The 25293-nt window shown below is 71.7% G+C and carries 18 protein-coding genes; 8 read left to right on the top strand and 10 right to left on the bottom strand.

The features are described 5' to 3' along the window. Nucleotides 1–79 precede the first annotated feature (79 nt). Both G4D85_RS03595 and G4D85_RS03590 read left to right on the top strand, forming a co-directional pair. Complete coding sequence (locus tag G4D85_RS03595) at nt 80–1216, top strand: isoaspartyl peptidase/L-asparaginase family protein (RefSeq protein WP_164007855.1); 1137 nt, start codon at nt 80–82, stop codon at nt 1214–1216. 137 nt (nt 1217–1353) lie between these two features. Then, the gene (locus G4D85_RS03590) at nt 1354–2691 is read left to right on the top strand and encodes an alpha/beta hydrolase family protein (protein ID WP_164007853.1); all 1338 of its coding nucleotides are present in this window, start codon (nt 1354–1356) and stop codon (nt 2689–2691) included. A gap of 37 nt (nt 2692–2728) precedes the next feature. Here G4D85_RS03590 and G4D85_RS03585 read toward each other — a convergent pair whose 3' ends face one another. Further along, on the bottom strand, nt 2729–3586 hold the full coding sequence (locus tag G4D85_RS03585) for a DUF6463 family protein (RefSeq protein WP_164007851.1): 858 nt from the start codon (nt 3584–3586) through the stop codon (nt 2729–2731). A gap of 124 nt (nt 3587–3710) precedes the next feature. On the opposite strand from G4D85_RS03585, the gene G4D85_RS03580 reads away from it, so the two are divergent. Further along, nucleotides 3711–4340, top strand: a complete 630-nt coding sequence (locus G4D85_RS03580; RefSeq protein WP_164007849.1) for a TetR/AcrR family transcriptional regulator — start codon at nt 3711–3713, stop codon at nt 4338–4340. A 45-nt stretch (nt 4341–4385) separates the two neighbouring features. On the opposite strand, the gene G4D85_RS03575 is transcribed toward G4D85_RS03580, so the two are convergent. Beyond that, complete coding sequence (locus tag G4D85_RS03575) at nt 4386–5459, bottom strand: YXWGXW repeat-containing protein (protein ID WP_164007847.1); 1074 nt, start codon at nt 5457–5459, stop codon at nt 4386–4388. Nucleotides 5460–5696: 237 nt separating this feature from the next. Between G4D85_RS03575 and G4D85_RS03570 the strand changes: the two genes are divergently transcribed. Continuing rightward, a complete protein-coding gene (locus G4D85_RS03570) occupies nt 5697–6620 on the top strand; it encodes an ankyrin repeat domain-containing protein (protein WP_164007845.1) in 924 nt (307 codons plus the stop codon). Here the strand turns inward: G4D85_RS03570 and G4D85_RS03565 are convergent. The 4 genes from G4D85_RS03565 to G4D85_RS03550 all read right to left on the bottom strand — a co-directional run bounded on the left by G4D85_RS03565 (nt 6583) and on the right by G4D85_RS03550 (nt 13569). Beyond that, the gene (locus tag G4D85_RS03565) at nt 6583–10362 is read right to left on the bottom strand and encodes a DUF3857 domain-containing protein (protein WP_164007843.1); all 3780 of its coding nucleotides are present in this window, start codon (nt 10360–10362) and stop codon (nt 6583–6585) included. The two genes, G4D85_RS03570 and G4D85_RS03565, sit on opposite strands and share 38 nt — an antisense overlap. An 84-nt stretch (nt 10363–10446) precedes the next feature. Continuing rightward, entirely contained in the window at nt 10447–12306 is a 1860-nt protein-coding gene (locus G4D85_RS03560) for a serine/threonine-protein kinase (protein WP_164007841.1), read from the bottom strand. A 104-nt stretch (nt 12307–12410) separates the two neighbouring features. Then, entirely contained in the window at nt 12411–13001 is a 591-nt protein-coding gene (locus G4D85_RS03555) for a GAF domain-containing protein (protein WP_164007839.1), read from the bottom strand. A 313-nt stretch (nt 13002–13314) separates the two neighbouring features. Further along, nucleotides 13315–13569: a hypothetical protein gene (locus tag G4D85_RS03550; RefSeq protein WP_164007837.1), complete on the bottom strand. Its 255-nt coding sequence runs from the start codon at nt 13567–13569 to the stop codon at nt 13315–13317. Nucleotides 13570–13870: 301 nt separating this feature from the next. Between G4D85_RS03550 and G4D85_RS03545 the strand changes: the two genes are divergently transcribed. Genes G4D85_RS03545 through G4D85_RS03535 form a run of 3 tightly spaced genes read left to right on the top strand, consistent with a single transcriptional unit; the run spans nt 13871 to nt 17143 of the window. After that, complete coding sequence (locus G4D85_RS03545; protein WP_164007836.1) at nt 13871–14329, top strand: hypothetical protein; 459 nt, start codon at nt 13871–13873, stop codon at nt 14327–14329. Between the two features lie 37 nt (nt 14330–14366). After that, entirely contained in the window at nt 14367–15800 is a 1434-nt protein-coding gene (locus G4D85_RS03540; protein ID WP_164007834.1) for a sensor histidine kinase, read from the top strand. Continuing rightward, nucleotides 15797–17143 (top strand): sigma-54-dependent transcriptional regulator, encoded by a 1347-nt coding sequence (locus G4D85_RS03535; protein ID WP_164007832.1) that lies wholly within the window; start codon nt 15797–15799, stop codon nt 17141–17143. Before G4D85_RS03540 ends, G4D85_RS03535 begins: the two co-directional genes overlap by 4 nt. Nucleotides 17144–17291: 148 nt before the next feature. Here the strand turns inward: G4D85_RS03535 and G4D85_RS03530 are convergent, their stop codons facing one another. After that, nucleotides 17292–17660, bottom strand: a complete 369-nt coding sequence (locus G4D85_RS03530) for a hypothetical protein (RefSeq protein ID WP_164007830.1) — start codon at nt 17658–17660, stop codon at nt 17292–17294. A gap of 372 nt (nt 17661–18032) precedes the next feature. Here G4D85_RS03530 and G4D85_RS03525 point away from each other — a divergent pair, with 372 nt between their 5' ends. Continuing rightward, nucleotides 18033–20534 carry a PAS domain-containing sensor histidine kinase gene (locus G4D85_RS03525; RefSeq protein ID WP_164007828.1) on the top strand — a complete coding sequence of 834 codons (2502 nt, stop codon included), beginning with the start codon at nt 18033–18035 and terminating at the stop codon, nt 20532–20534. 15 nt (nt 20535–20549) lie between these two features. On the opposite strand, the gene G4D85_RS03520 is transcribed toward G4D85_RS03525, so the two are convergent. The 3 genes from G4D85_RS03520 to G4D85_RS03510 form a co-directional block, all read right to left on the bottom strand. Continuing rightward, entirely contained in the window at nt 20550–22799 is a 2250-nt protein-coding gene (locus G4D85_RS03520; protein ID WP_164007826.1) for a hybrid sensor histidine kinase/response regulator, read from the bottom strand. 224 nt (nt 22800–23023) lie between these two features. After that, complete coding sequence (locus G4D85_RS03515; protein ID WP_164007825.1) at nt 23024–24598, bottom strand: SDR family NAD(P)-dependent oxidoreductase; 1575 nt, start codon at nt 24596–24598, stop codon at nt 23024–23026. A gap of 138 nt (nt 24599–24736) precedes the next feature. Further along, a complete protein-coding gene (locus G4D85_RS03510; protein WP_164007823.1) occupies nt 24737–25189 on the bottom strand; it encodes a nuclear transport factor 2 family protein in 453 nt (150 codons plus the stop codon). Nucleotides 25190–25293: the final 104 nt, after the last annotated feature.

The following is a 25293-nucleotide window of genomic DNA, read 5'->3' as shown; positions in this document are numbered from 1 at the left end:
GGAGTGCGCTCCGTCCAGACGGTTGCGGTTGATGACGCGTGGTCCTCGTCCCCTTGGATGCTTCCGGAGGTCCCCCCGAATGCTCAGCTCGCTCTCTCCCCTTCACCGCGGACTCATCGCGGGCACCGCGCTGCTCCTCGGCCCCGTGGGCTGTACCAGCGTCGAGTCGGCCCGCGTGGAGTCGTCCCGGATCTCCACCGATGACACGCCCGCCACGAAGCCGAAGTGGGGCCTCGTCATCCACGGCGGCGCGGGCGTCATCTCCCGGGAGAACCTCTCCCCTGAGCGCGAGGCCGCGGTCCGCGCCGTGCTCACCCAGGCGCTCCAGACGGGCCATGCCGTGCTGGCGAAGGGCGGCAGCAGCCTGGACGCGGTGTCCGCCGCCATCCGCGTGCTGGAGGACTCGCCGCACTTCAACGCCGGCAAGGGCGCCGTCTTCAACCACGACGGCGTCAATGAGCTGGATGCCGCCATCATGGATGGGACGACGCGCATGGCCGGCTCGGTGGCGGGCCTGCGGCACGTGAAGAACCCCATCGACCTGGCGCGGCGGGTGATGGAGAAGTCACCGCACGTGATGATGATTGGCGAGGGCGCGGAGACCTTCGCGAAGGCCCAGGGCCTGGAGTTGGTGGACGCGAAGTACTTCTACACGGAGGAGCGCTGGCAGGGGCTCCAGCGCGCGCTGCAGAAGGAGCGCGAGCAGCAGCAGGCGGCGCCTCCGGGACAGCCGTCTTCCGCGCTCCCGCCCGGGTATGACCCGGTGACGGGGGACCACAAGTTCGGCACCGTGGGCGCGGTGGCGCTGGACCAGGCCGGCAACCTCGCGGCGGGCACGTCCACCGGAGGCATGACGAACAAGCGCTACGGGCGGGTGGGGGACGCGCCCATCATCGGCGCCGGCACCTATGCCGACCCGCGCTGCGCCGTCTCCGCCACGGGCCATGGTGAGTTCTTCATCCGCTACACGGTGGCGCGCGACATCTGCGCCCGCGTGGAGTACCAGGAACTGCCCCTGCCCGAGGCCGCCAACCTTGTCGTCAACGACGTGCTGGTGAAGGCCGGCGGCGAGGGCGGCATCATCGCCATGGACCGTCAGGGCAATGTGGCCATGCCCTTCAACTCCAGCGGCATGTACCGCGGCTACATGGGCGAGGATGGCCAGCCCCACGTGTCCATCTTCAAGGACCCGCCGCAGCCCGCCTCGTCGAAGTAGCGCGGCGCACGTCAGGAATCCGCAGGCCCCCTTGCTGTAAGGGCCCTTCGCGGCCCGCTTCGTCGAAGTAGCGCGGCGCACCCGGAGAATCCGCCGGGCTCGCTTTCTGTAATCGCCCCTCGCGGTGTCTGAGGAGCATGCGCTTCTTCCTACTGACGATTCTGGGGTTGGCCCTCCTGGGAGGGCCGGCCCGGTCCGATGCCGCGAGTACCGGGTTGATGGTGACGGTGCTCGGCACGGGACAGGCCGAGGCCGGAGGCCAGCTCTGGCAGTACCAGCTCCTGCGGTTGCAGGAACCCGGCAAGGCGCCCACGTATGCCCAGTGGTTCCCGCCCCGGAACCCGGGCGTCTCGCCGACGATGATGCTCACGCGCCCCTACGACGGAATCTCCTGGACGGGGGAGGCGGTGGACGCGAAGTGGGCCGCACGCGGACCCGGCATCCACCCCGACGACAGCGAGCCGCACTACCACGCCGGCTCCTCGGCCATCGCCTACTCGCTCAGTCCTCCCGAGTTCATCACGGCGGAGGCCTTCTATTATCTGTTCCACGACTTCGGTGTGCTCGCCGTCTTCGGCCGCTTCTACGCGGGCGGCAACCTCCAGAACGACCGGGACGACATGCACGCGGGGATGAGCTTCCTCGCCCAGGCTCCGGGAGTGGACCGCTCGCGCATCGGTATCCACGGCGGCTCCTGGGGCGGCTTCGAGGCGCTGTACGCCGCGGCGGATGCCCCGGCCGGGTCCCGCCCGAAGGTGGGCGTGGCCCTGTTCCCGCTCTCCGACTTCGCGCGGGAGGTGGAGTACCTCTTCAACGTCCTCCCCACGCGGGTGACGGACCCGACGCTGCGGGGACAGTACGCGACGTTCTTCGAGCCCTACCTGCGCCGCATCTTCGCCACCACCGGCGGCGCGCCGGGCGCTCCGGGTACGGACTACAGCCGGTGGACCCGGGAGCACCTCGCCTCGACGCTGAGCGTTCCCTTCCTCGTCCTCCACGAGGACTGGGACACCCTGGTGCCGGTGGAGCAGACGCAGACGCTGTCGGCGCTGATGGGCTCGCGGATGTCGGCGCTCTACTTCCAGCACTGGGACCCTGTCGACTGGAACACCCGGGACCTCTCGCACGGCCCGCTGACGTCGGCGTACTGGAGCGTCGTCCAGACGGTGTCCCTGGGCTACCTGCTGACGGAGCTGGGCCGCCCCACCCAGTTCCTCGTCGTCCCCTTCACGGAGGTGACGCTGGCGACCTGGATGTGGGACGTGCGAGTGCTCCAGTGGTACGGCTACGACGTGAGCGCCGTGGCGCCCCGGCTCCGCGAGCTTGCCGACGCGCGCGTGCTGCTGTTCGAGCCGTCCAGCGGCAGGGTGGTCGCCGGAGCCGAGTGGGTGGCGGCGGTGGTCAATGCCATCTGGGGCACAGGGTACACGGCCGCCAACATCCGGGAGGCGCTCGCGGTGGGGCTGCCTCCCTGACCCGGAACCCCGTGCGTCGCAAGCCAGGCTCGCCGGCTCACGCCGTGCGCAGGGGGCTCGCGGCGTTACGTGCCATGCCGCCGACCACCAGGTGGTGGAAGGGCCGGATGACGTTGAAGTACACCGGCCCCGTCCACTTCCGGTAGTGCACCAGCGTCACGACGTGGAAGCGCCGCCGGGGCCCTCCGGTAGGCTCCATGACGACGGCCAGGGTGGCGTCCAGGTGCGTGTCCGCCGCGCTCACCACCCAGACGTGCTCCTCTTCGGCATGGCGCACCGTGAAGAACGAGGCGGCGCTGCCCGGCACCATGGGGATGTCTTCCGGGCGCGCGCGCTGAGGCCGAGGCATGCCGTGCTGGCGCATCCCGAGCAGCCGGACAAAGACGGCGCGCACCCCGTACAGGGCCGTCACCCACGCGGGTTGGTACGACAGCAGCCCGGCGAGGAAGGCGCGAAGCGAGGCCTCCGACTCCACCGTCTTCACGTCCACGTGGTCCGCGCCCTCGGCGAAGGGGCGCAGCACCTCCGGCAGCGGCGTGGACGTTCGGGCCTGGAACAGCACCCGCAGGCCGAGCGGGAAGAGGACCCACGCTCCGGTGATGGGCATGGGCACCACGCAGAAGAGCGCCATGCCGAGCAGGCCCCAGCCGAAGCTCGCGGGTGGCGGGCGGTCCAGCTCGCGCTCGAGGTGGCGGAGCAGCGCTCCCATGAAGATGAGGCCCCAGCCCATCGCCAGGAACCAGAAGGCCGCCGCTCGGACGCTGGTGTCCTCTCCCACGCTGTCGAAAACGCCTGCTCGCACCATCTCCAGCAGCGGCTGCCGGAAGAGCACCAGGCCCACCGCCTGGTGAAGCCCTCCGGTGAGCATCAGCAACGTCCCCGTCGTCACTTGCATGCGCGGCCTCGCTTCCTGTCTATCGGATACGGTCCCGTATCGCGATACGCCACCGTATAGGCCAGGGCAGACAGGGACGCCGCGCTGGACGCCAGGGAAGGGGTCCGCCAGACTGGGGGCAACGATGAGCCGCGCTTCTTCCCGTCCGGCGCAGCCCGCGCCCTTCCGCAGTCTCGACGACATCCGCAAGCAGCGCCGGGGCCCGGGCCTCACGGCGGAGGACTGGGCGGATGGCGCCCTGTGGAGCCTCGCGGACGGTGTCGAGGCGCTCTCGGTGGAGCGGCTGGCCCGGAAGCTCGGGGTGACGAAGGGGGGCTTCTACTGGCACTTCAAAGACCGCGCGGAGCTGCTCCAGGCGGCGCTTGCTCGCTGGGAGCAGCTGGCCACCACCGGAGTCATCGCCCGGCTGGAGTCCCTGCCGGACCCGAGGGAGCGTCTGAGCCAGCTGCTGGCGCTGACGTTCGAGGCCGACCCGCACGGGAAGATTGAAGTCGCCATCGTCGCAGGGGCTGCGGCGGACCCGCGCATCCAGCCGGTCCTCGCGCGGGTGTCGGAGCAGCGCATCGACTACCTGGTGAAGCTGTATCGGGCGCTCGGCCTGCCGGCCCGCGAGGCGCGCAACTGGGCCCTGCAGGCGTATTCCACGTACGTGGGGCTCCTGCATCTCGCCATCGCCAGCCCGGAGACGCTCAGCTCCAGCCGCGCCCGGGCGGAGTACGTCAAGCACATCGCCCGGACGCTCATGCCTGCTTGAGCGCCCGGGCGAGTCACTCGCCAACAGTGTGAGGCCTTGTGGTGCTCAGCGACGGTCGCCACGGTTCCGGGAGTGAGTGCCCCCGGGAGACGCGGAGTGCTGGCGTGACTCCCGCCCGCGTCCCTGGTCCCGGCCCCTGTAGCCGTTATCACGCTGCCGGGAGCCATTGTCCCGCTGCCGGGAGCCGTTGTCCCGGTGCTGATAGCCGGTGTCGCGGTGCCTGTAGCCGTTGTCCCGGTGCTGATAGCCGGTGCCCCGGTGCTGATAGCCGGTGTCCCGGTACCGGTACCCGGAGTCGCGGTTGCGATACCCACCGTCCCGGTAGCGGTAGCCGTGGTGGCCCCCGTACTCGTAGTGGCGCACCACCGGATAGCGGCGCCAGGAATGGGCGAAGTAGTAGGGGTGGCCCCACCTCACGCTGATGCTCGCGTGGCGGTAGACGGGGACGGTGACGCGGACCGAGCCTCGGACCGCCCAGCCGCCGCACGAGAAGAACCAGGACGGTCCGCGCCGGGTCCACCTGGGCGCGACGTAGACCAGGTTCGGCTGGGGCGGCTCCACCCAGGTGCCACCCACCCAGGCCCAGTTGTCACCGGACCAGTACCAGTAGCCGGGCGTCCACGTGAGGTCCGGAGCAGGAGCCGGCGGCGGCGCTTCGACCTGGAGTGCCGGCGGCGCCTGGGTGGTGGAGAGCGCTTCGCTCGTGGGGGCGACGGGAATCTCCACCATCGTCGAGTCGGGCCGGGCCCAGCCGCCGGTCACCCAGCGCCAGCCCTGGCTGTCCTGCTCCCAGTAGCCGTTGATGAACCGGTAGCCGGGCATCGCGGCCAGCCACGTGCCCGCGTTGTAGCGCCACTCGCTGCCGTCCCAGTACCAGTGGCCGGAGGCCCACACGGCGCCCGCGAAGGGCCGGGCCGGGGGATTCTCCTGAGGCAGCTCGGGGGGCGCGTAGGGCGCGGTGGGGACGTCCTCCTCCTCGGGCTCCGTGCCGTCGTAGGCGCCGTCGTACTCCTCGTAACCCTGGGCTTCGGGGTCCTGGGCGGGGAGCGGGCTCGTCTGTCCATGCACCACCGGCGCCGCCAGCAAGGCCACCAGGCAGACCCAGAATCGAGGAGTCATGAAGTCATTCTCCGTTGAGTGCGGAACACGTTCCGCTCCAGGCCAGGGAAGGGGCACCCCGGGTCCTGGCACGAAGGTGAGGACGGACGCCGCCTCCGTCTATTCACTCTCCGACGGCGTTTGTGGGGGCAGCCAGGGGGGGGCTGGCGGCCGGGGCGTACGGCCCCTGGAGGGAGGGGAGGTCGTCGCGCCCCCTCCTCCTGTTGCAAGTCTCTGAATTCAGAAGAAACTGCCGGCATGTACCTTGTCGCCGCCGTGGTGGCCCTGGTGGTCCTGTCCCTGCTTGTTTACCGCACCCTCCGCTCCCGGAGGGATCTGTTGGCGACCATCCGCCAGGGGAACGCTGCCCGGGTGGAGGCGCTGCTGCGCCGCAAGCCGGAGGCGCTCGCCGCCGCCAGGGCGTCCCTGCGCGGGCCGCTCCAGGCCGCGGCGTCCCAGGGCAGCGGCGCCATCGTCGAGCTGCTGCTGGCGCGCGGGGTGGACCCGGCGGGAATCGACGGCTGGGGGCAGGGCGCGCTGCACGTGGCGGCGCTGCAAGGCCACGTGGACCTGGTGAGGCGCTTCCTGGAGCTGGGTGTGGAGGTGAATCAGCGGGCGCGGCTGGCCACGTCGGACAGGGTGCCGGCCCGGCCGGGCGCCACCAGCCTGCACTTCGCCTGTGGGGCCGGGCAGCTCGCGGTGCTGGAGGTGCTGCTGGAGAAGGGCGTGGACTGGAACGCGGTGGACGAGCGGGGGCTCACCGCGCTGCACGAGGTGGCGGCGCGCTCCGGCTCGGTGGAGGTGGCGCGGCGGCTGCTGGAGCTCGGCTGCGCGGTGGATGCGGTGGACTGCCTGGGACAGACGCCGCTGATGCTGGCGCTGGCGTACAAGCGCACCGCGCTGGCCGCGCTGCTGGTGGCTCGCGGGGCGAGTCCCCACGCGAGGGGCCCGCTGGAGTTCACCCCGCTGCACCTGGCGGCCCTGCGCGGGCTGGAGGACCTGGTGTCGGCGCTGCTGTCCGCGGGCGCGGACCCGTTCGCCAGGAACGACCTGAAGCAAACGCCGTTGGACGTGGCCCGCGCCGAGGGCCACGCAGCCGTCGTCAGCCTCCTGGAGGCGGCCGTGCCCCAGCCCGACCAGGCGCCTACTGCTTCACCAGCACCAGCTCGCGGGTCTGGATGAGGTCCACGTCGCCGGTGAAGCCGGAGAACTGCTCATACTGCTTCGGCGCGACGCGGTTGCGAGGCAGCCGCAGCGACTCGTTGATGGTGAGCGTGCCGCCCTCCTGCTTCTCCGCGCGGGTGAACCGGCCGAAGACGGTCTCCACGTTGAGTGACGCCTGCGGGTCCGCCAGCCTCCAGCCCTTCGGCATCTCCAGCGTCACCTGCGTGCGGCTGGCCTCCGTGTTGTCGATGTAGAGCGGCGTGCTGCGCGTGCTCAGCTGCACGTAGCGCCGGCCCAGCTGCGCCGGGAAGGTGAGGGGCCCCAGCGCCATCCGCGTGTCGCCCTCCATCCGCCCGAAGCGCGGCACGGTGAACTCGTAGCGCAGCACGAAGGGAGCGCCCACCTGCTCCTGGTGGTCCAGCTTCACGCTCGACAGCGATGCCCCGCCGAAGTACCGCGCCACCGCGCCCTGGAGCGCCTGGTTGCGGCTCTCCGCCGACAGCTGGCTGAACGCCTCGGCAATCTGCGCCGCCTCGAAGCCCGAGTACGTCTCCTCGCCCTTGCCGGTGAGCTGCCCGTCCGCCGCCAGCTTCAGCGACAGCCGCACCTCCTTGCCGGGCGCCTCCTTCATCGCCGGCGTCGCCACCTTCTCCAGCGTGCGGCCGGGCTCCGGCAGCAGGTACGCCTCGAGCCCGCCCATGGCCGTCTCCGGCAGCTCGCCGAAGGGACCGAAGCGCACCGAGGTGTCCACCCACACCGGCTCGCTCCCCGGCACCTCCACCCGCAGCGCGGCGAACGGCAGCAGGCTGTCCTGCGGGAAGAGGTAGGGCGCCGGGTCCGTGTTGAACGTGCGGATGGCCACCACCCGCGACGGAATCCCCAGCGTCTCCAGCCCCGCCTTCATCAGCATCAGCCGGCTGCCCCGGTCCTGTGACAGCGTGGACGCCGCGGACTGCCCCAGCCCCGAGTCCCGCCCGGAGAAGCGCTGCATCACCGCCGCGTGCAGCGCCTTCACCGCCTCCAGCCCCTCCTTGCCCTCCGCCGCCTTGCGCGCGAAGGCCTCCACCTCCGACGTGCGCATCCACCGGTCCTGGAACACGTCGCCGTAGATGCGCACCAGCCCGTCGTTGCCCGTGGCGCCGGCGCCCACGATGACGAAGGGCAGGTACTCGTTGCTCGACGGCGGCGAATCCGGCTCCGCGATGAACGGCGGCACCCGGCGCGCCTCGTAGTGGAAGACCTCCACGTCCCCATTCACCTTCGGCGCGGGCGCCTTCATCCCGTGCGCGTCGACCTTCATCCCAACGCCCTTGGGCGCCACCACCGTGTAGGTCGTCCAGGCGTTCGGCTGGTTGGCAATCTGGAAGTAGAACGCGGACGCCGTGAAGCCCGGCTGCGCGGGGCCGCGAGGGCCCTCCGCCAGCAGGTACTCCACCTCGATGTAGTCGCCCACCGCCACGCCCGGCAGGCTCACCGTGTCCTTGCCCTCGATGTTCTCCGGCTCCAGCACCCGTCCGTCCGCCTTCAGCGTGCGCAGCGACAGCACCTGCGCGCCGCGGGGCACGGTGACCTCGGCGATGTCCTGCACGCCGGACTGCTCCAGCGCCTTCTGCACCGTGTGGATGCGGTTGACGATGCTGCCGTCCGGGTACACCCGTACCGCGGCCGCATCCAGCACGAAGGCCGCCGCGCTGCCGCCGCCGATGGGCTCCGCCTCGTACGCGCGGATGGCCTCCCGTCCGTCGATGGCGAACTCCTGCAAGAGCTCGCGGCCCGTCTTCGCCCGCTCCACCGCGCGGCGCAGCGACAGGTCCTCGCCCTCCAGGGTCAGCGCCTTCTCCCGCAGCGCCAGCGCCTCGGCCGGCTGGCCCGCGTACTCGCGCACGTCCGCCATCCGCTTCACCAGCTCCGCGCTGCGCGGCCACACCTTCGCCAGCTCACGCAGCACCGCCGTCGCGTCGTCGTAGCGGCGCAGGGACACGTAGATGTTGGCCAGCGACGTGCCGGTGCTCACGCTGCTGGGGTCTCGCGTCAGCAGCTCCGCGTACAGCTTCGCCGCGGTCTCCATGTCGCCCCGGGTGCGCGCGTGCTCGGCCTCGCGCGCCGCGGTGCCGGGGCAGCCGCGCTGCGCCTCCACCAGTGCGTCCCCGCGCTCCACCGCGTCACGCCGGCGCGCCAGGCTGTACTGGAGCCCCAGCGCCTCACACAGGCCCGGCTGCACCTCCAGCGCGGCCTCCAGGGACTCCTCCGCCAGCGCCTCCACGTCCAGCGCCAGCGCCGCGCGCGCCCGCAGCAGGGACACGAGGTGGGGGACGGGGCCCTTCGTCGCGTCCACCGACTTCAGCGTCTCCATCGCCGCCGCCGGCTGCCCGTCATCCAGGAAGAGGTCCGCGCGCACGAGCAGCGCGGCCACGTTGCCCGGGTCCTTCGACAGCACGGACTCGAGGTCTCGCGTGGCCCGGCCCTTCGCCACCTTGCTGGGCACGGTGCGGTCCGCGGCCGCCGACTCGGCGCGCAGCGCCATCAGGCCCGGGGTGGTGGCCTCCACCGCCGACATCAGCCGCCGCGCGCCGTCCGGGTCCCTCGCCAGGCCGTCGCGCGCCGCGAGCACCGTGGCCAGCAGGTCTCCGGCCTCGCCTTGCAGCGCGACCTTCAGGGACTCCGTCGTGGGGTAGACGCCCGGCGTCTCCTCGGAGCCGCTCGGCCCCTTGCCCCACGGCTGGGGTGCGGGCCCGGAGGCCGCGGTGAAGCGCACGCCGGAGGGCCGCCCATCCACGCGAAGCAGGGAGAGGGTGAGCACGCCCGAGGTGCCGGCCTTGAGCTGGCGGATGAGGAAGCGGTGCTTGCCGGCGGGCAGGTCCACGGTGCGCGCGGAGACGGTGGAGGTGGCGCGCGCCCAGCCTCGGCGCTCCATCAGCGGCGTCCCGTCCAGCAGCACCTGGTGCGACGTGCCGCTCACCGAGCGCACCACGTACGCGCCCGGCTCCGTCACCTCCGCGTCGATGGCCAGCAGGTACAGGTCGCCCTCGCCGGGCTCGCCGCCCAAATCAAAGCGGCCGTCCGGCGCGCGCAGCGTGCGCACGGGGAGCGGACCGAAGGGGCTGGGGAAGGGGCCTGTCACCGAGCCGTCCTTGCGCACAGGGTCCTGCTCGTCCCAGGCCAGCACGTGGAAGGGGGAGAAGGGGCCGACCAGCGACGCCTCGCCCGCGCCGCCCAGCTCGCGCAGCGTCGCGTCCCGCGCCTTCGCGTCGCCCCGCACCACGTGCACGGACAGGCGCGCGCCGCGCAGCAGGTAGGCCGTCTCGCCCTCCGCGCCCGCCGCCAGCGCCCGCTCCACGCCCTTGAGGATGTCGTCGTCCTGCGCGCGCGACGTCCCCACCGACTCGAGCACGTACCGCGCCGCGGGCACCGCCAGCGGGTGCCGGGGAGCGCGGGCGGCCAGCTCCAGCGAGGCCGCCAGCGCCCGGTCCACCTTGCCCGCGCGCCGCGCCATCAGGTGCTGACCGGCCAGCGCGTAGACGTCGCCCGCGTCCTTCGCCACCGCGGAGTCGAAGCGCTGCTGCGCCAGCGCGGCGTCACCCTTCACCAGGTACGAGTGGAAGCCCGCGAGCGCGAGCGTGCGGGCCTCGTCGGAGCCCTTCTCGGCCCGCTCCGCAGCGGACTCCAGGACGTGGGGCGTGACGGAGGAGGAAGACTTGGGGCAGCCCGACAGGGCGGCGACGAAGGCGAGCGCGGCGAGTCCGCGACGGAAAATGCGCATAGGAGGGCCGAGGGATAATGCAATCCCTCGTGGGTGGCCATATTCCCCTGCGTCGAGATGTCCGATGCGGGCGCTTGGCGCCCGTTACCGCTTCTTGCCGCCCTTCGGGGGGGCCTTGACGGGCTGCTTCTTGGGCGGCGGAGGCGGCGGCGCCTTCTTGGGCGTCACGGCCTTGGCGGGCACCGTGTTGGCCGCCACCGCCCTCACCACGGGCGTCGGCGGCACCGGGGCCGTTGTGCCCGGGGGCGGCGACTGCCGCACGGTATAGGTGAACCCCTCGGCGCGGCAGGTGCCTTCGATGCAGCCGAAGCCGGGTTCGGGCGGCGCGTCGCCGAAGTGTTCCATCCAGCCGGGCCCCAGGGTGAGGGGCTCGGCGATGGCGCGCTGGTCCCTGCCCTTGCCCACGTACGCCCGGAGGATGCCCTCCGCGTCCACTTTCAGTTCCAGCACCGCTTCGCCTTCCGGCGCCGCCAGGCCCAGCATGGTGCCGGTGCGCTCTCCCAGCGACCACTCCAGCTCCAGAGGAGTGTCGGGGCCCTTGTGGATGAGCGCCACGTAGCGGCTGTCACTGCCCATCAACAGCAGCGCCGACGCCGGCTGCGGAGGAGCCCTGCCCACCATGGCAAGCGCATGGTCTGCCCACGTCTTCTCGGGGGTGTCCGTCCGCACGCGCGCGCTGAGCGAGGCGATGTCGCCCGCCATGCGCGGCGTCACGTCCACGTGGGTACGCCCCACGCGGGACTGGCCGTCCGCTGGCGGGAAGACGAGCGTCTTCTCCTCGAAGCTCACCAGCCGGCCCGCGACCACCAGTGCCACCCCGTCGTTCGGCCCATCCCCCACGGACACCGCGCGCTTCTCGTGGCCGTTCTCCAGGCGCCCGGGGCCGGTCGTCTTCAAGGGTGGCCCGAGTCCCAGCCCGGACGTCAACGCCGAGCCCGGCCGCACCTGCGGAAGGGGATGGCTGGTGTTCCACCAGGCAAGGCCCAGCACGCCCACGGACGCCACCACCGTCGCCATGGCCGCCACGCGCACCGTGGTCCGCACCACCTTGCGCACGCCCTCGCGGAAGCGCTGGAAGCGCGTCAGCTTCACGGGGGCCATGGACGCCAGGCTGCCGGGCACCAGGACCATGAGGTCCGCGATGAGCGCCGTCACCGACGGGTAGCGGTCCTCCGGGTCCGGCTTGAGGCACCGGGTGACGATGTCGTCCAGCCGCGGGTCCATCCCCTGACGGCGGCGAGAGGGCAAATCGAAGGTGCCCAGCGGCACCTCGCCGGTGAGCCACTCATAGAGGATGACGCCCAGCGAGAAGATGTCCGCGCGCGCGTCCGCGTTCTTCGCGTCCACGCGCTGCTCGGGCGCCATGTACGACAGCGTGCCCATGGACACGTGCGTGGAGGTGAGCGCGTAGCGCGAGGACGGACTGGCATCCGCCAGGAACGAGGCCAGCCCGAAGTCCGACACCTTGGCGATGCCGCCGGCCTGCTGGTCCAGCAGGATGTTCTCCGGCTTCAAGTCCCGGTGGATGACGCCGCGGCCATGCGCGTACTCGATGGCCCGGCAGATTTCGAGCATCCGCCGCAGCGCCCCCGGCACGTCCAGCTCCGGCGCGCGGATCAGCTCGCGCAGCGACGGGCCATCCACGAACTCCATCACCAGGTAGTAGGTGGTCTCCGTCTTCCCCTTGTCGACGATGGAGACGATATGGGGATGACTCAGCGCGGCGAGCGCGGCGGCTTCCTTCTGGAAGCGCGCGATGAAGGCCGGGTCCTTCGCCAGCTCCGGGTTGAGGAGCTTCACGGCCACCGTGCGGCCCAGCGAGAGCTGGGTGGCCTTGTGTACCTCTCCCATGCCGCCGCTACCGACCAGCTTCTCGAGGTGGTAGCCGCTGATGAGGTCCGGAGTGCGTGGCCGGCTGATCGCGGTGGGGTCGATTGAGGACATGGCGGTAGGCGAGGGGGCCGCCAGGGTAGCAGAAACGCGCCGCCGTACTATCCGCTCCATTCAGGGGTCGCCGCCGCCCCCCCAGGCGGGCGACCGGGCGACCGTCAGTGGCCGGAGACCGGGGTGCGGCTCACGGCCGCCCGCAGGCTGTTGCGGACCTGGTCCAGCGAGGAGCGCATCTGCCCGTGGCGCACCGACGCGGCCACCGCCCGGGACAGCGACTTGAGGAGGCTGATGTCCTCGGGCTTCCAGATGCGCGGCTTGCGGCAGTCCTCGAAACCCACCACGCCCCACCACTGCTGCCGCGAGGGGTTGATGGGGCACAGCAGCACCGACTGTGTTCCCTGGCGCTCCAGCAGGTCCTTCATCATCGGCGGCGCGTCGCGCGTGGGGCAGGCCACCACCATGCCCGCCTCCAGCATGTCCACCCAGCCCGGCGCGAAGTCCCGGAAGGAGAAGGCGCGCAGCACCGGGTTGGCCAGCGGCGACGGCGTGGGCGCCTCGGCCCAGGCGTGGCGCATGTCCGTGATGAACCGCCCGTAGGTCTGCTGGGTGCGGTTCTCGAAGATGTAGGCCCGGTCCACTCCGAGCGCGTGGCCCACCATCCGCAGCGCCTCCCCGCCGGTGCTCGCGCAGAGGCCCTTGTCCAGCATCAGCTTCGAGGCTTCCGACACCTTCGAGAAGGCTTCAATCATTGGGGGGCAATCTCCAGCAAGGACGGGGGTGGGGGGGACCGAGTTCCGGAACTCACCGGAACCGGCTGTCATCCTCTGAAGTCACATTAAGCAGGATTCCTCTGTCCCTGTCAAATCTCAAACTCATTGAATTGAGCTGGTGCGTAACGAGAAAAATGACCCGGGCGGGGTGGATGTGACTCCCATGTCTCTCCCCGAGTGGGTGCCTGTTTCGGAGAGTGAAGTGGGTGGGCTTGGACCCGGAAAAGACAGCGGGGGCGCCCCCCTTGGATGGGGCACCCCCGCCTGTTGCTACCGAAGCTGTAAAACCGGATTACTTGGTGTCCGCAGCCGTCTCCGTCTTGGGAGCGGCCTTCTTGGACTTCTTCGCGGGCTTGGCCTCGGCCTTGGGGGCCTCGGCGGCGGCGGGGGCAGCTTCGGCCTTCTGCTCCGCGGCGGGCGCGGCCTCGGCCTTGGGGGCCTCGGCGGCGGCGGCCGGCTTGGCCTCGACGGCGGCGGCGGCGGGAGCCGGGGTGTTGGCGAACGCGGTGGCGGCGGCGAGGAGGGCGGCGGCGAACACGGTCTTCATGGAAAGCTCCGTTCGGGGGGGACGACGCTGGATTGCGTCGCTTGTGGTGAGCCGTCCCTTGAGCAGCCGGCGTGCCAGGGCTGCTCCCAGAGGAGGGCGCGGGCGCTGGTGGCCGCGGTCTGGGGAGAAACTCCCCGGTTGGCATTCCAACGGTGTGGCCCTGCTCCCCAAGCAGGCGCTTGTCGCTTTGACGACACCGGAGCAGTTGAGCAAGCTGCATGCGTCACCCGGTTGCGCTGGGTGGCAGGCCCGGGTCCTTCGCCGCGCATGTCGCGTGGCCGCGGCGCGGGAGAGACGGTGTATGCGGTCCCTGCGGCTCGTTACGGCGGTGGCATGGCTGGGAGTCGGGTGCGCGGGAATCCCTCCCGAGCAGCTGAGCGCCCAGGTGCTGGAGACGGAGCGCTGGCGGCGCGAGTACGAGGCGGAGCGTGAGCGCACCGAGGCGCTGGCGGCGCGGCTGGCGGCGCTCGAAGCCACCATGGAGCGGCTGTCGCTGGAGCGGGCCGAGGCGGAGCAGGGACGCGCGGTGGTGTTGGAGGAGCTGGTGCGCACGGAGGCGGACCGGCATGCGCTGGAGGAGCACAACGCACAGCTCCTCACGCTGGAGCGCCAGCTGAACGAGCTGAAGGAACTGAAGGAGATGCACGAGGAGCTGTCGGACGTCTGGTACGAGTCCGCGCTGGAGCGCGCGAAGCGGCGCACGCAGCCTCCCCGTGAGCCGGGCCCTCCGCCGGGCGCCGCCAACACGGGCACCCCCTGAAGGACGGGCGGGCTCCGTGGTAGAGGAGTAGGCCCTCGTGAGCTCCCGTAAGTCCATCCGTGGCTACCGCGCCGGTTTCTTCTTCGTGGTGGTCCTGCTGTCCGCCGTCACCGCCTTCACCCTGTGGACGGAGGTGCGCACGGGGCGGCAGGTGGACGCTCTGGTGCAGGAGGCGCTGGAGCGCGCGAGCCTCATCGGCCGCATCCGCGTGGACGCGCTGTCACTGGAGTCGGCGATTGAGGCGCACATCCGCGCCACGGATGACGACGAGCGCCGGGCCGCGGACGCGGTGATGGAGGAGATTCTCGGCGACATCCGCGACGCGTCGGAGGCGTACACGCGCAACCTGCCGCCGGGAGAGAAGGCGGTGTGGCAGCGCTTCAACGCCGCGTGCCAGGGGCTGGCGGGGCAGGTGCGGGCGGCGGCCGTCTTCTCGCAGCGGCGCGAGGCGGACCGGGCGCGGCGCCACCTGGCCGAGCGCATCCGCCCCCTGGCGGCGGAGCTGGACACGCTGGCAGGCACGCTGTCCCAGGAGAACGCGGCCGAGGCGCGCGCGGTGGTGGGCCGGCTGGCGGACCTGCGCGTGCGCAACACCGCCCTGGGCGCGGGCGCCACGCTGCTGGCGCTGCTGCTGTCGCTGGGGGTGGGCTGGCACATCACCTCGCTGCTCAAGCGCCAGGACGCCACGATTCAGGGGCAGCTGGAGGAGCTGGGCCGGCACAACCAGGAGCTGGACTCCTTCACGCGCCGCGTGGCGCACGACCTCATCTCGCCGCTGGCGCCGCTCAAGGGCTACCTGACGCTCATCCGCCGCACGGGCGCGGTGAAGGACGCGGAGGCGCTGGAGATGCTGGCGCAGTGCGAGTCCAGCGCGGTGCGCATGGGCGAGCTGATTGAAGCGCTGCTGCGCTTCTGTCGCGCGGGCACGCGAGGAGAGCGCACGGTGGGCGAACTGGACACGGCCGTCACCACGGTGCTGCTGGAGGTGGCGCAGACGGCGGCGGCGCAGGGCGTGGCGCTGGAGCGGGAGCTGGAGCCGGGCGTGGCGGTGGACTGCCCGGGGCAGCTCCTGCAGGTGAGCGCGCGCAACCTGCTGACGAACGCGGTGAAGTACACGGCGGGCCGGCCGGAGCCGAAGGTGAAGGTGCGGGTGGCCACCGAGGGGCAGGAGGTGGTGCTGGAGGTGGAGGACAACGGCATCGGCATGGCGGCGCCGACGCTGGCCTCGCTCTTCCAGCCCTTCTTCCGCGCGCCGGAGGTGCGGGGGCTGCCGGGCCATGGCCTGGGCCTGGCCACCACGAAGCGCGTGGTGGAGGCGCACGGGGGCACGCTGGTGGTGCGCTCGGAGGAAGGGAAGGGCACGCGGGTGGTGGTGCGCTTTCCCCGCGTGGTGCGCCCGGTGGCGGCGGGTGGCACCGGTGAGTCGCTGGCTTCGTCCGCCGCTTCCGCAATGCGCAAGGTCGGCACATGAGCACAGCCCGCATCCTCGTGGTGGACGATGACCCCCAGGCCAGGGATTTGCTCCAGCGGTTGCTGGGCACGCTGGGGGCGGTGACGCAGGCGCCGGACCCGAAGCGCGCGGCGGAGCGACTGGCGGAGGGGCCGTTTGACCTGGTGATGACGGACATGGCCATGCCCGAGCCGGGGGATGGGCTGAAGGTGCTGCAGGATGTGAAGACGCACCTGCCGGACACGCCGGTCATCGTGGTGACGGCGTTCGGCAACATCGAGGGCGCGCTGGACAGCATCCAGCAGGGCGCGTTCGACTACCTGGCGAAGCCGTTCGACGTGGACGCGATTCTGCGCGTGGCGCGGCGGGCGCTGGAGCAGAAGCGGCTGGTGGAGGAGAACCGCTCGCTGCGGAAGCAGGTGGAGCGCACCTCGCTGGTGCTGGTGGGGCGCAGCCCGGCGCTGCTGGAGGTGTACAAGCACGTGGCGCGCGCGGCGGCCAGCAACGTGCCGGTGCTGATTACGGGGGAGACGGGGACGGGGAAGGAGATGGTGGCGCGTTCGCTGCACAAGCGCTCGCCACGCGCGGGTGGGGCGTTCATCCCGGTGGACTGTGGGGCCATCACCGAGTCGCTGATGGAGAGCGAGCTGTTCGGCCACGCGAAGGGCAGCTTCACGGGCGCCTCGGGCGCGCGGCGGGGCGTCTTCGAGGAGGCGAGCGGCGGGACGCTCTTCCTGGACGAGATTGGCGACGTGGGGATGAAGGTGCAGTCGCAGCTCCTGCGCGTGCTGCAGGAGGGCGAGATTCGCCGCGTGGGCGAGAGCGTCCCGGTGAAGGTGGACGTGCGGGTGGTGGCGGCGACGAACAAGGACCTGAAGGCGCGGGTGGTGGAGGGGCTGTTCCGCGAGGACCTGCTGTACCGGCTGGACGTGGTGCACCTGCACCTGCCGCCACTGCGGGAGCGGCGCGAGGACGTGCCGGCGCTGGTGGAGCACTTCGCGGGGCGGCACGCGCGGGGCGGGGTGCGGCCGGTGGTGACGCCCGAGGCGATGACGCGGCTGACGGGCTACGACTGGCCGGGCAACGTGCGGCAGCTGGAGAACGTGGTGGCGCGGGCGCTGGCGCTGAACGTGACGGGCGTGCTGGGGCCGCAGGACTTCCCGGAGCCCATTGGCGATGCGACGCAGAAGCTGACGGGGCTGGCGGGAGACATGCCCAGCCTCGCGGAGCTGTCGCGGCGGTACGCGGCGCAGGTGCTCCAGCACGTGGGCGGCAACAAGAGCGAGGCGGCGCGGCTGCTCGATGTGGACCGCAAGACGCTCTACAAGCTGCTGGAGGCGCCGGAGGCCGGCACGGAGTCGTAGGTCGAGAGACCGTGCCACGACGCTCCGAGACGCGCTGTCGCGAGACGCGCACCGGGCCGTCACGGGGAGGCCGGCGGCTCGCGCGGCACGGCGACAGGGACCGCGAGCTGCACAGTCCCTGTCACCCGGCGCTGAGCTTCCGCCTCCGTCAGTTGGCGGAGTAGGTGGTGTGGAGGATGGCCCCGCCTACGCTCTCGATGAAGAGGCTGACGCGGGTGCCCTGGGTAGCGGCCTGGTTGGCCTGCTGGAACAGCTGCAGCCGCTCGGCCTCGCTGTGCTGGTAGCCCGAGTTGGAGGCGCCCGACCCCAGGTACTGGTACGTGCCGACGACACCGCCGGTGCAGCCCGGCGCGGCGTACACCTGCACCTGCACCCAGCCATTGCCATAGAAGACGTTGTTCTGCCGCGTGTACGTCGCCGAGCAGACGTAGCCGCTCACCGTCGTCGGCGCGGCGTGCGCGGGGCCTGCGAAGAGCACCGACATCATCACTGCGCAAAATGCGGACACTCGCTTCATTGCTGCCTCCTCGGGACGTTGCCCGGATGCCGTTGGGAGTCCTGCCCCCGCACGGAAAGGAGAGCGTATGGAGCCCTCCTGACGTACCGAACGAAGCGAGCCGCCAGGATTCCCACCCCATTCACCTGACGGTGCCGGTGTCGCCGCTGCCTCCGGGTGGGTCGCTCCCAGCGCACTCCTGGGAGGTCGGAAAGTCGCACCTCACACGGCTTCGCAACCCGCGCTGCTTGCTGGAAGCCCTGCGCTGCCCGACTGCTGGACAGAGGGCGACGGGGGTCCTTGCCGATTGCCGTGCCAGGTGCCAATCAGCCTGACTATCCAACCGGGTGGAGCGCGTTGTGCCCCAGTACGGCTCTGCTCTCACCGCCAGTCATGACCCTCCCCCCGCCCGTCTCCCACCTCCGTGAGGTCATCGACCAGTTGCTGATGGTGGACCGGGCCCGTCCCCGCGAAGGGGGCATGCTGGGCGACCGGAGCCTCATCGAGAAGCTGCTGGTGACGGTGGACGCCGCGCCCGTGCTGCTCGCGTACGTGGACGCGGAGGAGCGCTACCGCTTCTGCAACCAGACGTATGAGCGCTGGTTCGGTACCAGGCGGGAGCAGGTTCTCGGACGAAGCGTGCGCGAGCTGCTGGGCGACTCCGCGTACCAGGCCGTCCTGCCCCACCTGCGAGCTGCCTTGTCCGGGCAGCCGGTGCGCTTCGAGCGCGCCATGCCGTACCGGGACGGTGGCACGCGCGTGGTGCAGGCGGACTACCTGCCGCACGTGGATTCGGACGGCCGCGTTGTCGGGTACGTGGGAATGGTCTCCGACGTCACCGAGCTGCGCCAGGGGGAGGAAGCCGGGCGCATGGCCCGCAAGCTGCGCGAGAGCGAGGACCGGCTGCGCCTGGCCCTGGAGGCCGCGGACCTGGGCACCTGGGACCGGGAGTTCGCCTCGGGCGAGCGAAGCTTCAGCGAGCGGAGCCTGGAGCTGCTCGGCCTGCCGCCAGGCCACCCCGTCGAGCCCGGGATGCTCCGGGAGTGTGTGCACCCCGAGGACCGCCCCTGTCTGGACGTGGCCCTGCGGAGGGCGGTCGACCCGGAGGGTGACGGAAGCTTCCACGTCGAGTTTCGCGCGGCGGGCCCCCTGGTGACGCGGGAGCGCTGGTTGTCCGCGCACGGGCGGGTGCACTTCGATGCGCGCAAGCAGCCCCTGCGCTTCATCGGCACCCTGCAGGACATCACCGCGCCGCGGCAGGCCCGCGCCCGCGCGGACCGGCTGGCGGCCGTTTCTTCCACGCTGTCCCGGGTGCTGCTGCCCGACGCGCTGGCGGAGGTGGTGGTGCGTGAGGGGGCCGCGGCGCTCGACGCCGTCTCCGCCTCACTGGTGCTGCTGAGCGAGGATGGCACCGCGTTCGAGCTGCGCGCCGCGCACGGCTTCTCCGAGGAGTCGCTCGCGCCCTGGCAGCGCTTCCCCGTGGACACGCCCATCATGTACCGCGAGGCCGTGCGCACGGGCCGGCCGGTGCTCTATGCGGACCTGGAGACCTTCCTCCGGGACTATCCGGGCCTGAGGGACGAGCCCACCCTGCTGGGCCGCGCCTTCGCCGCGCTGCCGCTGAAGGTGGACGGGCGCACCCTCGGTGCCTTCGGCTTCAGCTTCGCGCAGGAGCAGGACTTCGAGCCGGAGATGCTCCAGTTCATGGAGTCGCTCGGCCAGCAGTGCGCCCTCGCGCTGGAGCGCGCTCGCCTGTACGACGCCGAGCGCCGCGCCCGCGAGGAGGCCGAGCAGCTCCGGGACAGGCTTGCCGCAGAGCGGGGCCTGCTGGAGGCCGTGCTGGACCAGCTCCCGGTGGGTGTCGTCCTCGCCGAGCCGGGTGGCCGGCTCACCCGGGGCAACGCGGCGATGGAGACCATCTGGGGCCACCCCTTCGTGGCTTCAAGGGACATCCCCGAGTACGTCGCCTACCAGGGTTTCAGGCCGGACGGCACGCCCTACCAGCCGGAGGAGTGGCCCCTGTCGCGCTCGCTGCTGCATGGCGAGACGGTGCTGCGTGAGCCGGTGCGCCTTCGCATGCGCGACGGCGACGCGCGCTACATCGACCTCAGCACCACACGGGTCCACGATGCGCAGGGGCGCCCCCTCGCGGGAGTGGCGGTGTCCATCGACGTCACCGCGCACCATGTGATGCAGGCCGCCCTGCGCCGCGAGGCCGAGACGCGAGACCGGCTGATGGGCATCGTGGGGCACGACCTGCGCAGCCCGCTGCAGGCCATCGCCATGTCCAGCACCATGCTGCTGCGCGACAGCGACCCGGAGTCCTCGCAGCACAAGCGCGCGGCCCGCATCCTCATGAGCGTGCGGCGGATGGACCACCTCATCCGCGACCTGCTGGACTTCGCGCGCGTGAGCCAGGGGGGCACGCTCCCCATCCAGCGCCGACGTGTGAGCCTGGGCGATGCCTGCCGCATCGTCGTGGACGAGCTGGTGACCGCGTACCCGGACCGGGACATCCACCTGGGCCTGCGCGGGGACCTGGTGGGGGAGTGGGACCTGGACCGGCTGGCGCAGTTGGTGGGCAACCTCGTCGCCAACGCCCTCACACACGGCGCGAGGGGCGTCCCCGTGGAGGTGCGGGGAGACGGCGACGGTGACGAGGTGGTGCTGGAGGTGGCCAACGCGGGCAACCCCATTCCCCCCTCGCTGCTGCCCCGCCTCTTCCAGCCCTTCACCCGCGCGGAGGAGGGCGGCGACCCGCTGAAGGGAGTAGGGCTGGGCCTCTTCATCGTGCAGGAAATCGTCAACGCGCATGGAGGCCGCGTCGAGGTGCGCTCCACACGGGAGACGGGCACGGTGTTCCAGGTGCGGCTGCCCCGCGCGAAGCGAGGCTGAGTCGGGGCCCCGGGCTCAGGCGGCGCCGCGGTGCGGCCGCCGGTGTGACTCCAGGAAGGCCACCAGGTCGGCGAGCTGCACGGGCTTCACGAAGTGGTGGTGGAAGCCCGCCGCCTCGCTGCGACGCCGGTCCTCGTGCTGGCCATAGCCGGTGAGGGCGGCGAAGGTGGGGCTCGCGGCGCCCAGGCGCTCGCGGATGAGCGCGGCCAGCCCGTAGCCGTCCACCTCCGGCAGGCCGATGTCCAGGATGGCCACGTCGGGGGTGAAGGTGTCGAGCCGCTGCAGCGCCTGGCGGTGGTCATGCGCCATGGCCACGGTGTAGCCGGACATCTCCAGCAGGTCGGCCAGCGCCTCGGCGGCGTCCACGTTGTCGTCCACCACCAGCACGCGCAGCGCCGTGGAGGGGGCCTCGGACGGACGGACGTCCTTCGTCGGGGAGGCTCCGGCCAGGTGCTCGGGCGGGGCGGCGTGGCGCGGCAGCCAGACGGTGAAGGTGCTGCCCTTCCCAGGGCCTTCACTGTGGACCGCGACGCGACCGCCGTGCGCCGTCACCACGCTGTGCACCAGCGCCAGGCCGATGCCGAGCCCGCCCGCGCCGCGGTCCACCGAGCGCGGCCCCTGCACGAAGGGCGTGAAGATGCGCCCGGCCAGCTCGGGCTCGACGCCCTCGCCATCGTCCGTCACGGTGAGGACGACCTCGTCCGCACCGGACTCCGCCCGCATCTGGAGCCTCCCTCCCGGAGGGGTGTACTTCGTCGCGTTGGTGAGCAGGTTGGTCACCACCTGGGTGAGCCGGTCCGGGTCGCCCAGCACCGTCAGGCCCGTGGACGGGACGGCCACCTCGAGGGTGTGCTGGCGCTTCTCGACGAGCGGCGCCACCACTTCCACGGCCCGGGTCACCACCGCCGACAGCTCGAGCGGAGCCTGGTGCAGCGACATCTGCCCGCGCACGATTCGGGCCAGGTCGAGCAGGTCGTCCACCAGCCGCACCACGTGGCTCAGCTGGCGGCGGATGACCTCATGCTCGGGCGTCTGCGCCAGCCCGCGCAGGCGCAGCAGCTCCAGCGAGGAGACGATGGGCGCCAGCGGGTTGCGCAGCTCGTGTCCGAGCATGGCGAGGAAGGCGTCCTTGGCCTGGGTGGCGGCGATGGCCTCGGCGCGGGCGGCCTCGGCCACCTCCAGGTGGGCTTCACGCTCGCGCTCCTGCGCCTCGAGCAGCCGCCCGGAGCGCACGAGGGCCTCGTTGAGCCGCGCCAGCTCGCGCACCTCCGAGGGCTCCACCCGCACCGGGGCGCCGCTGGCGAGCGCGTCGGCCGCGTCCGCGGCGCTGGAGATGGAGCGCCCGATGCGCCGGGAGAACGCCCAGGCCCCGGCGGCGCTCAGCAGCAGCATGGCGAGCCCGAGCAGGCCCCCCGCCAGCAGCGAGCGCCGCGCGGGCGCATCGAGCACGCGCCGGGGGCTGACCACCGTGGTGGTCCACCCGTACGCGGAATGGCTGAACGCCGCGTAGACGGGCTCGCCCTCCATGGAGAGGTCCGCGTAGACGCCCTCGAACGCGCCGCGCGTGCGCTGGAGGAAGGGCACCGTCGCGGACTGCCCCACGAAGCGTGCCGGGTCTCGGGTGCGGGCGGCCACGACGCCCCGGGTGTCCACCAGGGTGCGCGTCCACTCGACGTCGTCCGAGTCCTGCCGCCCCACCACCTCGTGGAATGCGGCGGCGCTGATGACCGCGGTGAGCACGTAGCGCAGCTCACCGTCGCGAAGCACGGGAACCCGGATGGGAACGGCCAGCTGCTTCTTTTCCCCGCGTCCCCGGGCCAGGTCCCCTACCACGGGCCGCAGCGTGTCCCGCACCCTGGCCAGGCTCTCCGACTCCGCGAGGGCCGGCAGCGGGCTGCCCGGGGGGAGCCCTGCGTTCAACAGCGGGACGCCGTCCGGCGACAGCAGGATGACCGTCAACCAGCCGCGCTGGGTCTTCAGGACCCGCGTGCACTGCGTGCGGAAGCCCTCCAGGTCGCTCGCGTCGAGCCAGGCGGAGGCGGCCAGCGCCTCGAGCGTGTGGAGCGAGCTCTCCATCTCGCTGTCGAAGGCGTCCGCGAGCGCGCGCGCCGAGGTGAGCACGCGCCGCTCGGTGGCCTCGCGCTCCGCGCGCGCGAGGAAGAAGAACAGGCCGCAGGCGAAGGCGGTGACCGGCAGCAGCGTACCCAGCACGAGCCGCACCAGGTGCCAGCGCAGCGGCAGGGGGTCACGGGGGCGTTGAGCCATGGTCCGGGTGATTCTGCGAGGTGGGACTGCGCCCGCCCTGGGAGGGGCGAAGCGCCCGGGAGCCGACCATTCCCCTGGCCGCGCCGCAAGTCATCCGCGCGTCACACGTCCAGTACGAGGAGGAAGGACAGCGGGCAGGCGTGCACAGCTGGACGTCCCTCTACCGAGGCGGGGGGGGGCGTGAGGGTGTGCAGGTCTCCGGGCGGGCGGGCGGGCGCCCGCCTTCACCAGTTGGTGTGGCGGTAGTCCTTGAAGAAGTTGCCCCACACGAAGTGGCCGGTGTTCTCCGAGGAGATGACCGGGTCCACCACGCGGGCCGCGCCGTCGACGATGTCCAGCGGCGGCTGGAAGTCGAGGTCCTGCAGCTTGCGCTCCGCGAACAGCGCCGGGTCCTCGTCGGTGACCCAGCCGGTGTCCACCGCGTTCATGTAGATGCCGTCCTTCGCGTAGTCGGGCGCGGAGGTGTGCGTCATCATGTTCAGCGCGGCCTTCGCCATGTTGGTGTGCGGGTGCCGGTCCGTCTTCGTCCCGCGCGAGAAGCTGCCCTCCATGGCGGAGACGTTGACGATGTGGCCGGGGGTGGAGCGCTCGCGCATCATCAGCGGCTTCAGCTTCCCGCAGAGGATGAACGGCGCCACCGCATTCACAAGGTGCACCTCCAGCATCTCCGCCGTCGGCACGTCCGCGAGCTTCATCCGCCACGAGTTCATGTCGCGCAGGTCCACCTGCTGCAGGTCCGCATCCAGCCGTCCCTTGGGAAAGAGGGCGCGCGTGTCACCCTCCTGCTCCAGCGCATATGGGAGCAGCGACAGCGCGGCGGACGAGTGGATGCCCAGGGCCGGGTCGTTGCTGCGCCAGGTGGGCGCGAGCGCCGGCGCGTCCGGGCCGCCCGCGCCGAGGGCCGGGTGCACCGCCTCGACGCACGCCAGGTGTCCCGCGAGCAGCGGGCGTGCCGCCTCGGGCAGCTCGGCCACGCGGCGCAACTCACCCGCCAGCAGGTGCGCATAGAAGCCGGGCGGCCGGCGCACCGTCTGCGCCGCGTTGTTGATGAGGATGTCCAGCCGGTGGTGCGTCTGCTCCACGTGCCGCGCGAACAGCTCCACGCTGGGGGCGTGTCGCAGGTCCAGGCCATGGATGTGCAGCCGGTGGGACCACTCCGAGAAGTCGGGCTCGCGCAGGTAGCGCTCGGCCGCGTCGTTGGGGAACCGGGTGGTGGCGATGACGCGCGCGCCCGAGCGCAGGAGCATCAGCGACGCCTGGTAGCCAATCTTCACGCGCGCGCCGGTGATGAGCGCGACCTTCCCGCTCAGCGGCGCCCGCTGGGCCCGCTTCGCGTAGTTGAAGTCCGCGCACTCGGTGCACATCGCGTCGTAGAAGAAGTGCAGCTTCCGGTACTCCGCCTTGCACACGTAGCACTTGCGCGGCTCGGCGAGGATTCGCTCCGGGCCCTCCTCCGTCGGAGGCGGCGGCGGGAGCTGGGGCACGGTGAAGACGGCGGCCTTGCGCAGCGAGCGAATCTCGGTCGTCGCGCGGACGGTGCGGTCATGGCTCTGCTTCGCCTGCTTGCGCTCGCGCCGCATGGTCTTCACGAGCCGCGTCTTCGTCTCGCGGTCCGGGAACACCACCTGCGTCGCCGCGGTCAGCAGGGCGACCTTCTCCGTCTCGGGCAGCTCCACCATCAGGCGGCGGTCCCGGGCCATGGCCTGCAGCAGCCGGGTGCACTGGCGCACCTCGTCCAGGGACACGGCGGTGGGGGGGGCTGCATCCGGGGGCAGGGAGAGAGTCTCGGCGTCCTTCATTCCCAGGTGAATACCCTTCGGAGGGACGAGAGGGAAGAACGGCGTCTGGCGCGGGCTCGACGGGCGGCACGCCGGGCGAGAGGCCGGGCCAGGGCTCCCACCCGGCCTCCCGGCTTCAAGGCCCGGGTAGCCCCGGCCTCACTTCGGGTCCTTTGCCTTGGGGAGCGGGGACACGTGGCTGGCGACGATGCGCCACTTCCCGCCGCGCTTCACCAGCGTGTCGGTGAATTGGAGCTCGGCGGCGAAGGGCTGTCCGCCCGACGTGCCCTTGACGGACGTGATGCCATTCACCACGGCCGTGTCGCCGTAGAGCCGCACCTTCATGCCGTGGTTGCGGAACACCTCGTAGCGGGGCTCCTTGTTCCGGAGCTCGGTGAGGGTCTGCTCCAGGGAAGTCACATTCCCGGACGAGTCGGTGAGGGTGAAGCCTTCCCCCAGGAAGTCGGTTGCCGCACGGACATCTCCGGTGCGGAACGCCTCACACCCCGCGTGGAGCGCCTCGATGACGGCGGTCTCCTCGGACTTCGGCGCCGCGAGGGCGGGAGCAGTCATGGCGAACAGCATGAGACACGCGGCGAGTGGCTTCATCATCGGTTCCTCCTCCGTGCGGGGGCACGCGGCCGGGGAGCGTACCCGGAAGCGCCCGGAGGCCGTTCCGAAGGCCACCACCGCGAAAGTTCCAGCCAATTGACGGA

The organism is Pyxidicoccus trucidator (assembly GCF_010894435.1).
Classification (GTDB): domain Bacteria; phylum Myxococcota; class Myxococcia; order Myxococcales; family Myxococcaceae; genus Myxococcus; species Myxococcus trucidator.
The sequence above is the reverse complement of the archived record's forward strand: the minus strand, read 5'-3'. Positions and strand labels throughout refer to the sequence as shown.

Bases quoted from the DNA above. Each gene is read 5' to 3' on its own strand.
- G4D85_RS03570 (WP_164007845.1), top strand. From the start codon at position 5,697: ATGTACCTTGTCGCCGCCGTGGTGGCCCTGGTGGTCCTGTCCCTGCTT.
- G4D85_RS03515 (WP_164007825.1), bottom strand. From the start codon at position 24,598: ATGAAGGACGCCGAGACTCTCTCCCTGCCCCCGGATGCAGCCCCCCCC.
- G4D85_RS03525 (WP_164007828.1), top strand. From the start codon at position 18,033: ATGACCCTCCCCCCGCCCGTCTCCCACCTCCGTGAGGTCATCGACCAG.
- G4D85_RS03575 (WP_164007847.1), bottom strand. From the start codon at position 5,459: ATGACTCCTCGATTCTGGGTCTGCCTGGTGGCCTTGCTGGCGGCGCCG.
- G4D85_RS03510 (WP_164007823.1), bottom strand. From the start codon at position 25,189: ATGATGAAGCCACTCGCCGCGTGTCTCATGCTGTTCGCCATGACTGCT.
- G4D85_RS03565 (WP_164007843.1), bottom strand. From the start codon at position 10,362: ATGCGCATTTTCCGTCGCGGACTCGCCGCGCTCGCCTTCGTCGCCGCC.
- G4D85_RS03585 (WP_164007851.1), bottom strand. From the start codon at position 3,586: ATGCAAGTGACGACGGGGACGTTGCTGATGCTCACCGGAGGGCTTCAC.
- G4D85_RS03530 (WP_164007830.1), bottom strand. From the start codon at position 17,660: ATGAAGCGAGTGTCCGCATTTTGCGCAGTGATGATGTCGGTGCTCTTC.
- G4D85_RS03550 (WP_164007837.1), bottom strand. From the start codon at position 13,569: ATGAAGACCGTGTTCGCCGCCGCCCTCCTCGCCGCCGCCACCGCGTTC.
- G4D85_RS03560 (WP_164007841.1), bottom strand. From the start codon at position 12,306: ATGTCCTCAATCGACCCCACCGCGATCAGCCGGCCACGCACTCCGGAC.
- G4D85_RS03590 (WP_164007853.1), top strand. From the start codon at position 1,354: ATGCGCTTCTTCCTACTGACGATTCTGGGGTTGGCCCTCCTGGGAGGG.
- G4D85_RS03520 (WP_164007826.1), bottom strand. From the start codon at position 22,799: ATGGCTCAACGCCCCCGTGACCCCCTGCCGCTGCGCTGGCACCTGGTG.
- G4D85_RS03535 (WP_164007832.1), top strand. From the start codon at position 15,797: ATGAGCACAGCCCGCATCCTCGTGGTGGACGATGACCCCCAGGCCAGG.
- G4D85_RS03595 (WP_164007855.1), top strand. From the start codon at position 80: ATGCTCAGCTCGCTCTCTCCCCTTCACCGCGGACTCATCGCGGGCACC.
- G4D85_RS03555 (WP_164007839.1), bottom strand. From the start codon at position 13,001: ATGATTGAAGCCTTCTCGAAGGTGTCGGAAGCCTCGAAGCTGATGCTG.
- G4D85_RS03545 (WP_164007836.1), top strand. From the start codon at position 13,871: ATGCGGTCCCTGCGGCTCGTTACGGCGGTGGCATGGCTGGGAGTCGGG.
- G4D85_RS03580 (WP_164007849.1), top strand. From the start codon at position 3,711: ATGAGCCGCGCTTCTTCCCGTCCGGCGCAGCCCGCGCCCTTCCGCAGT.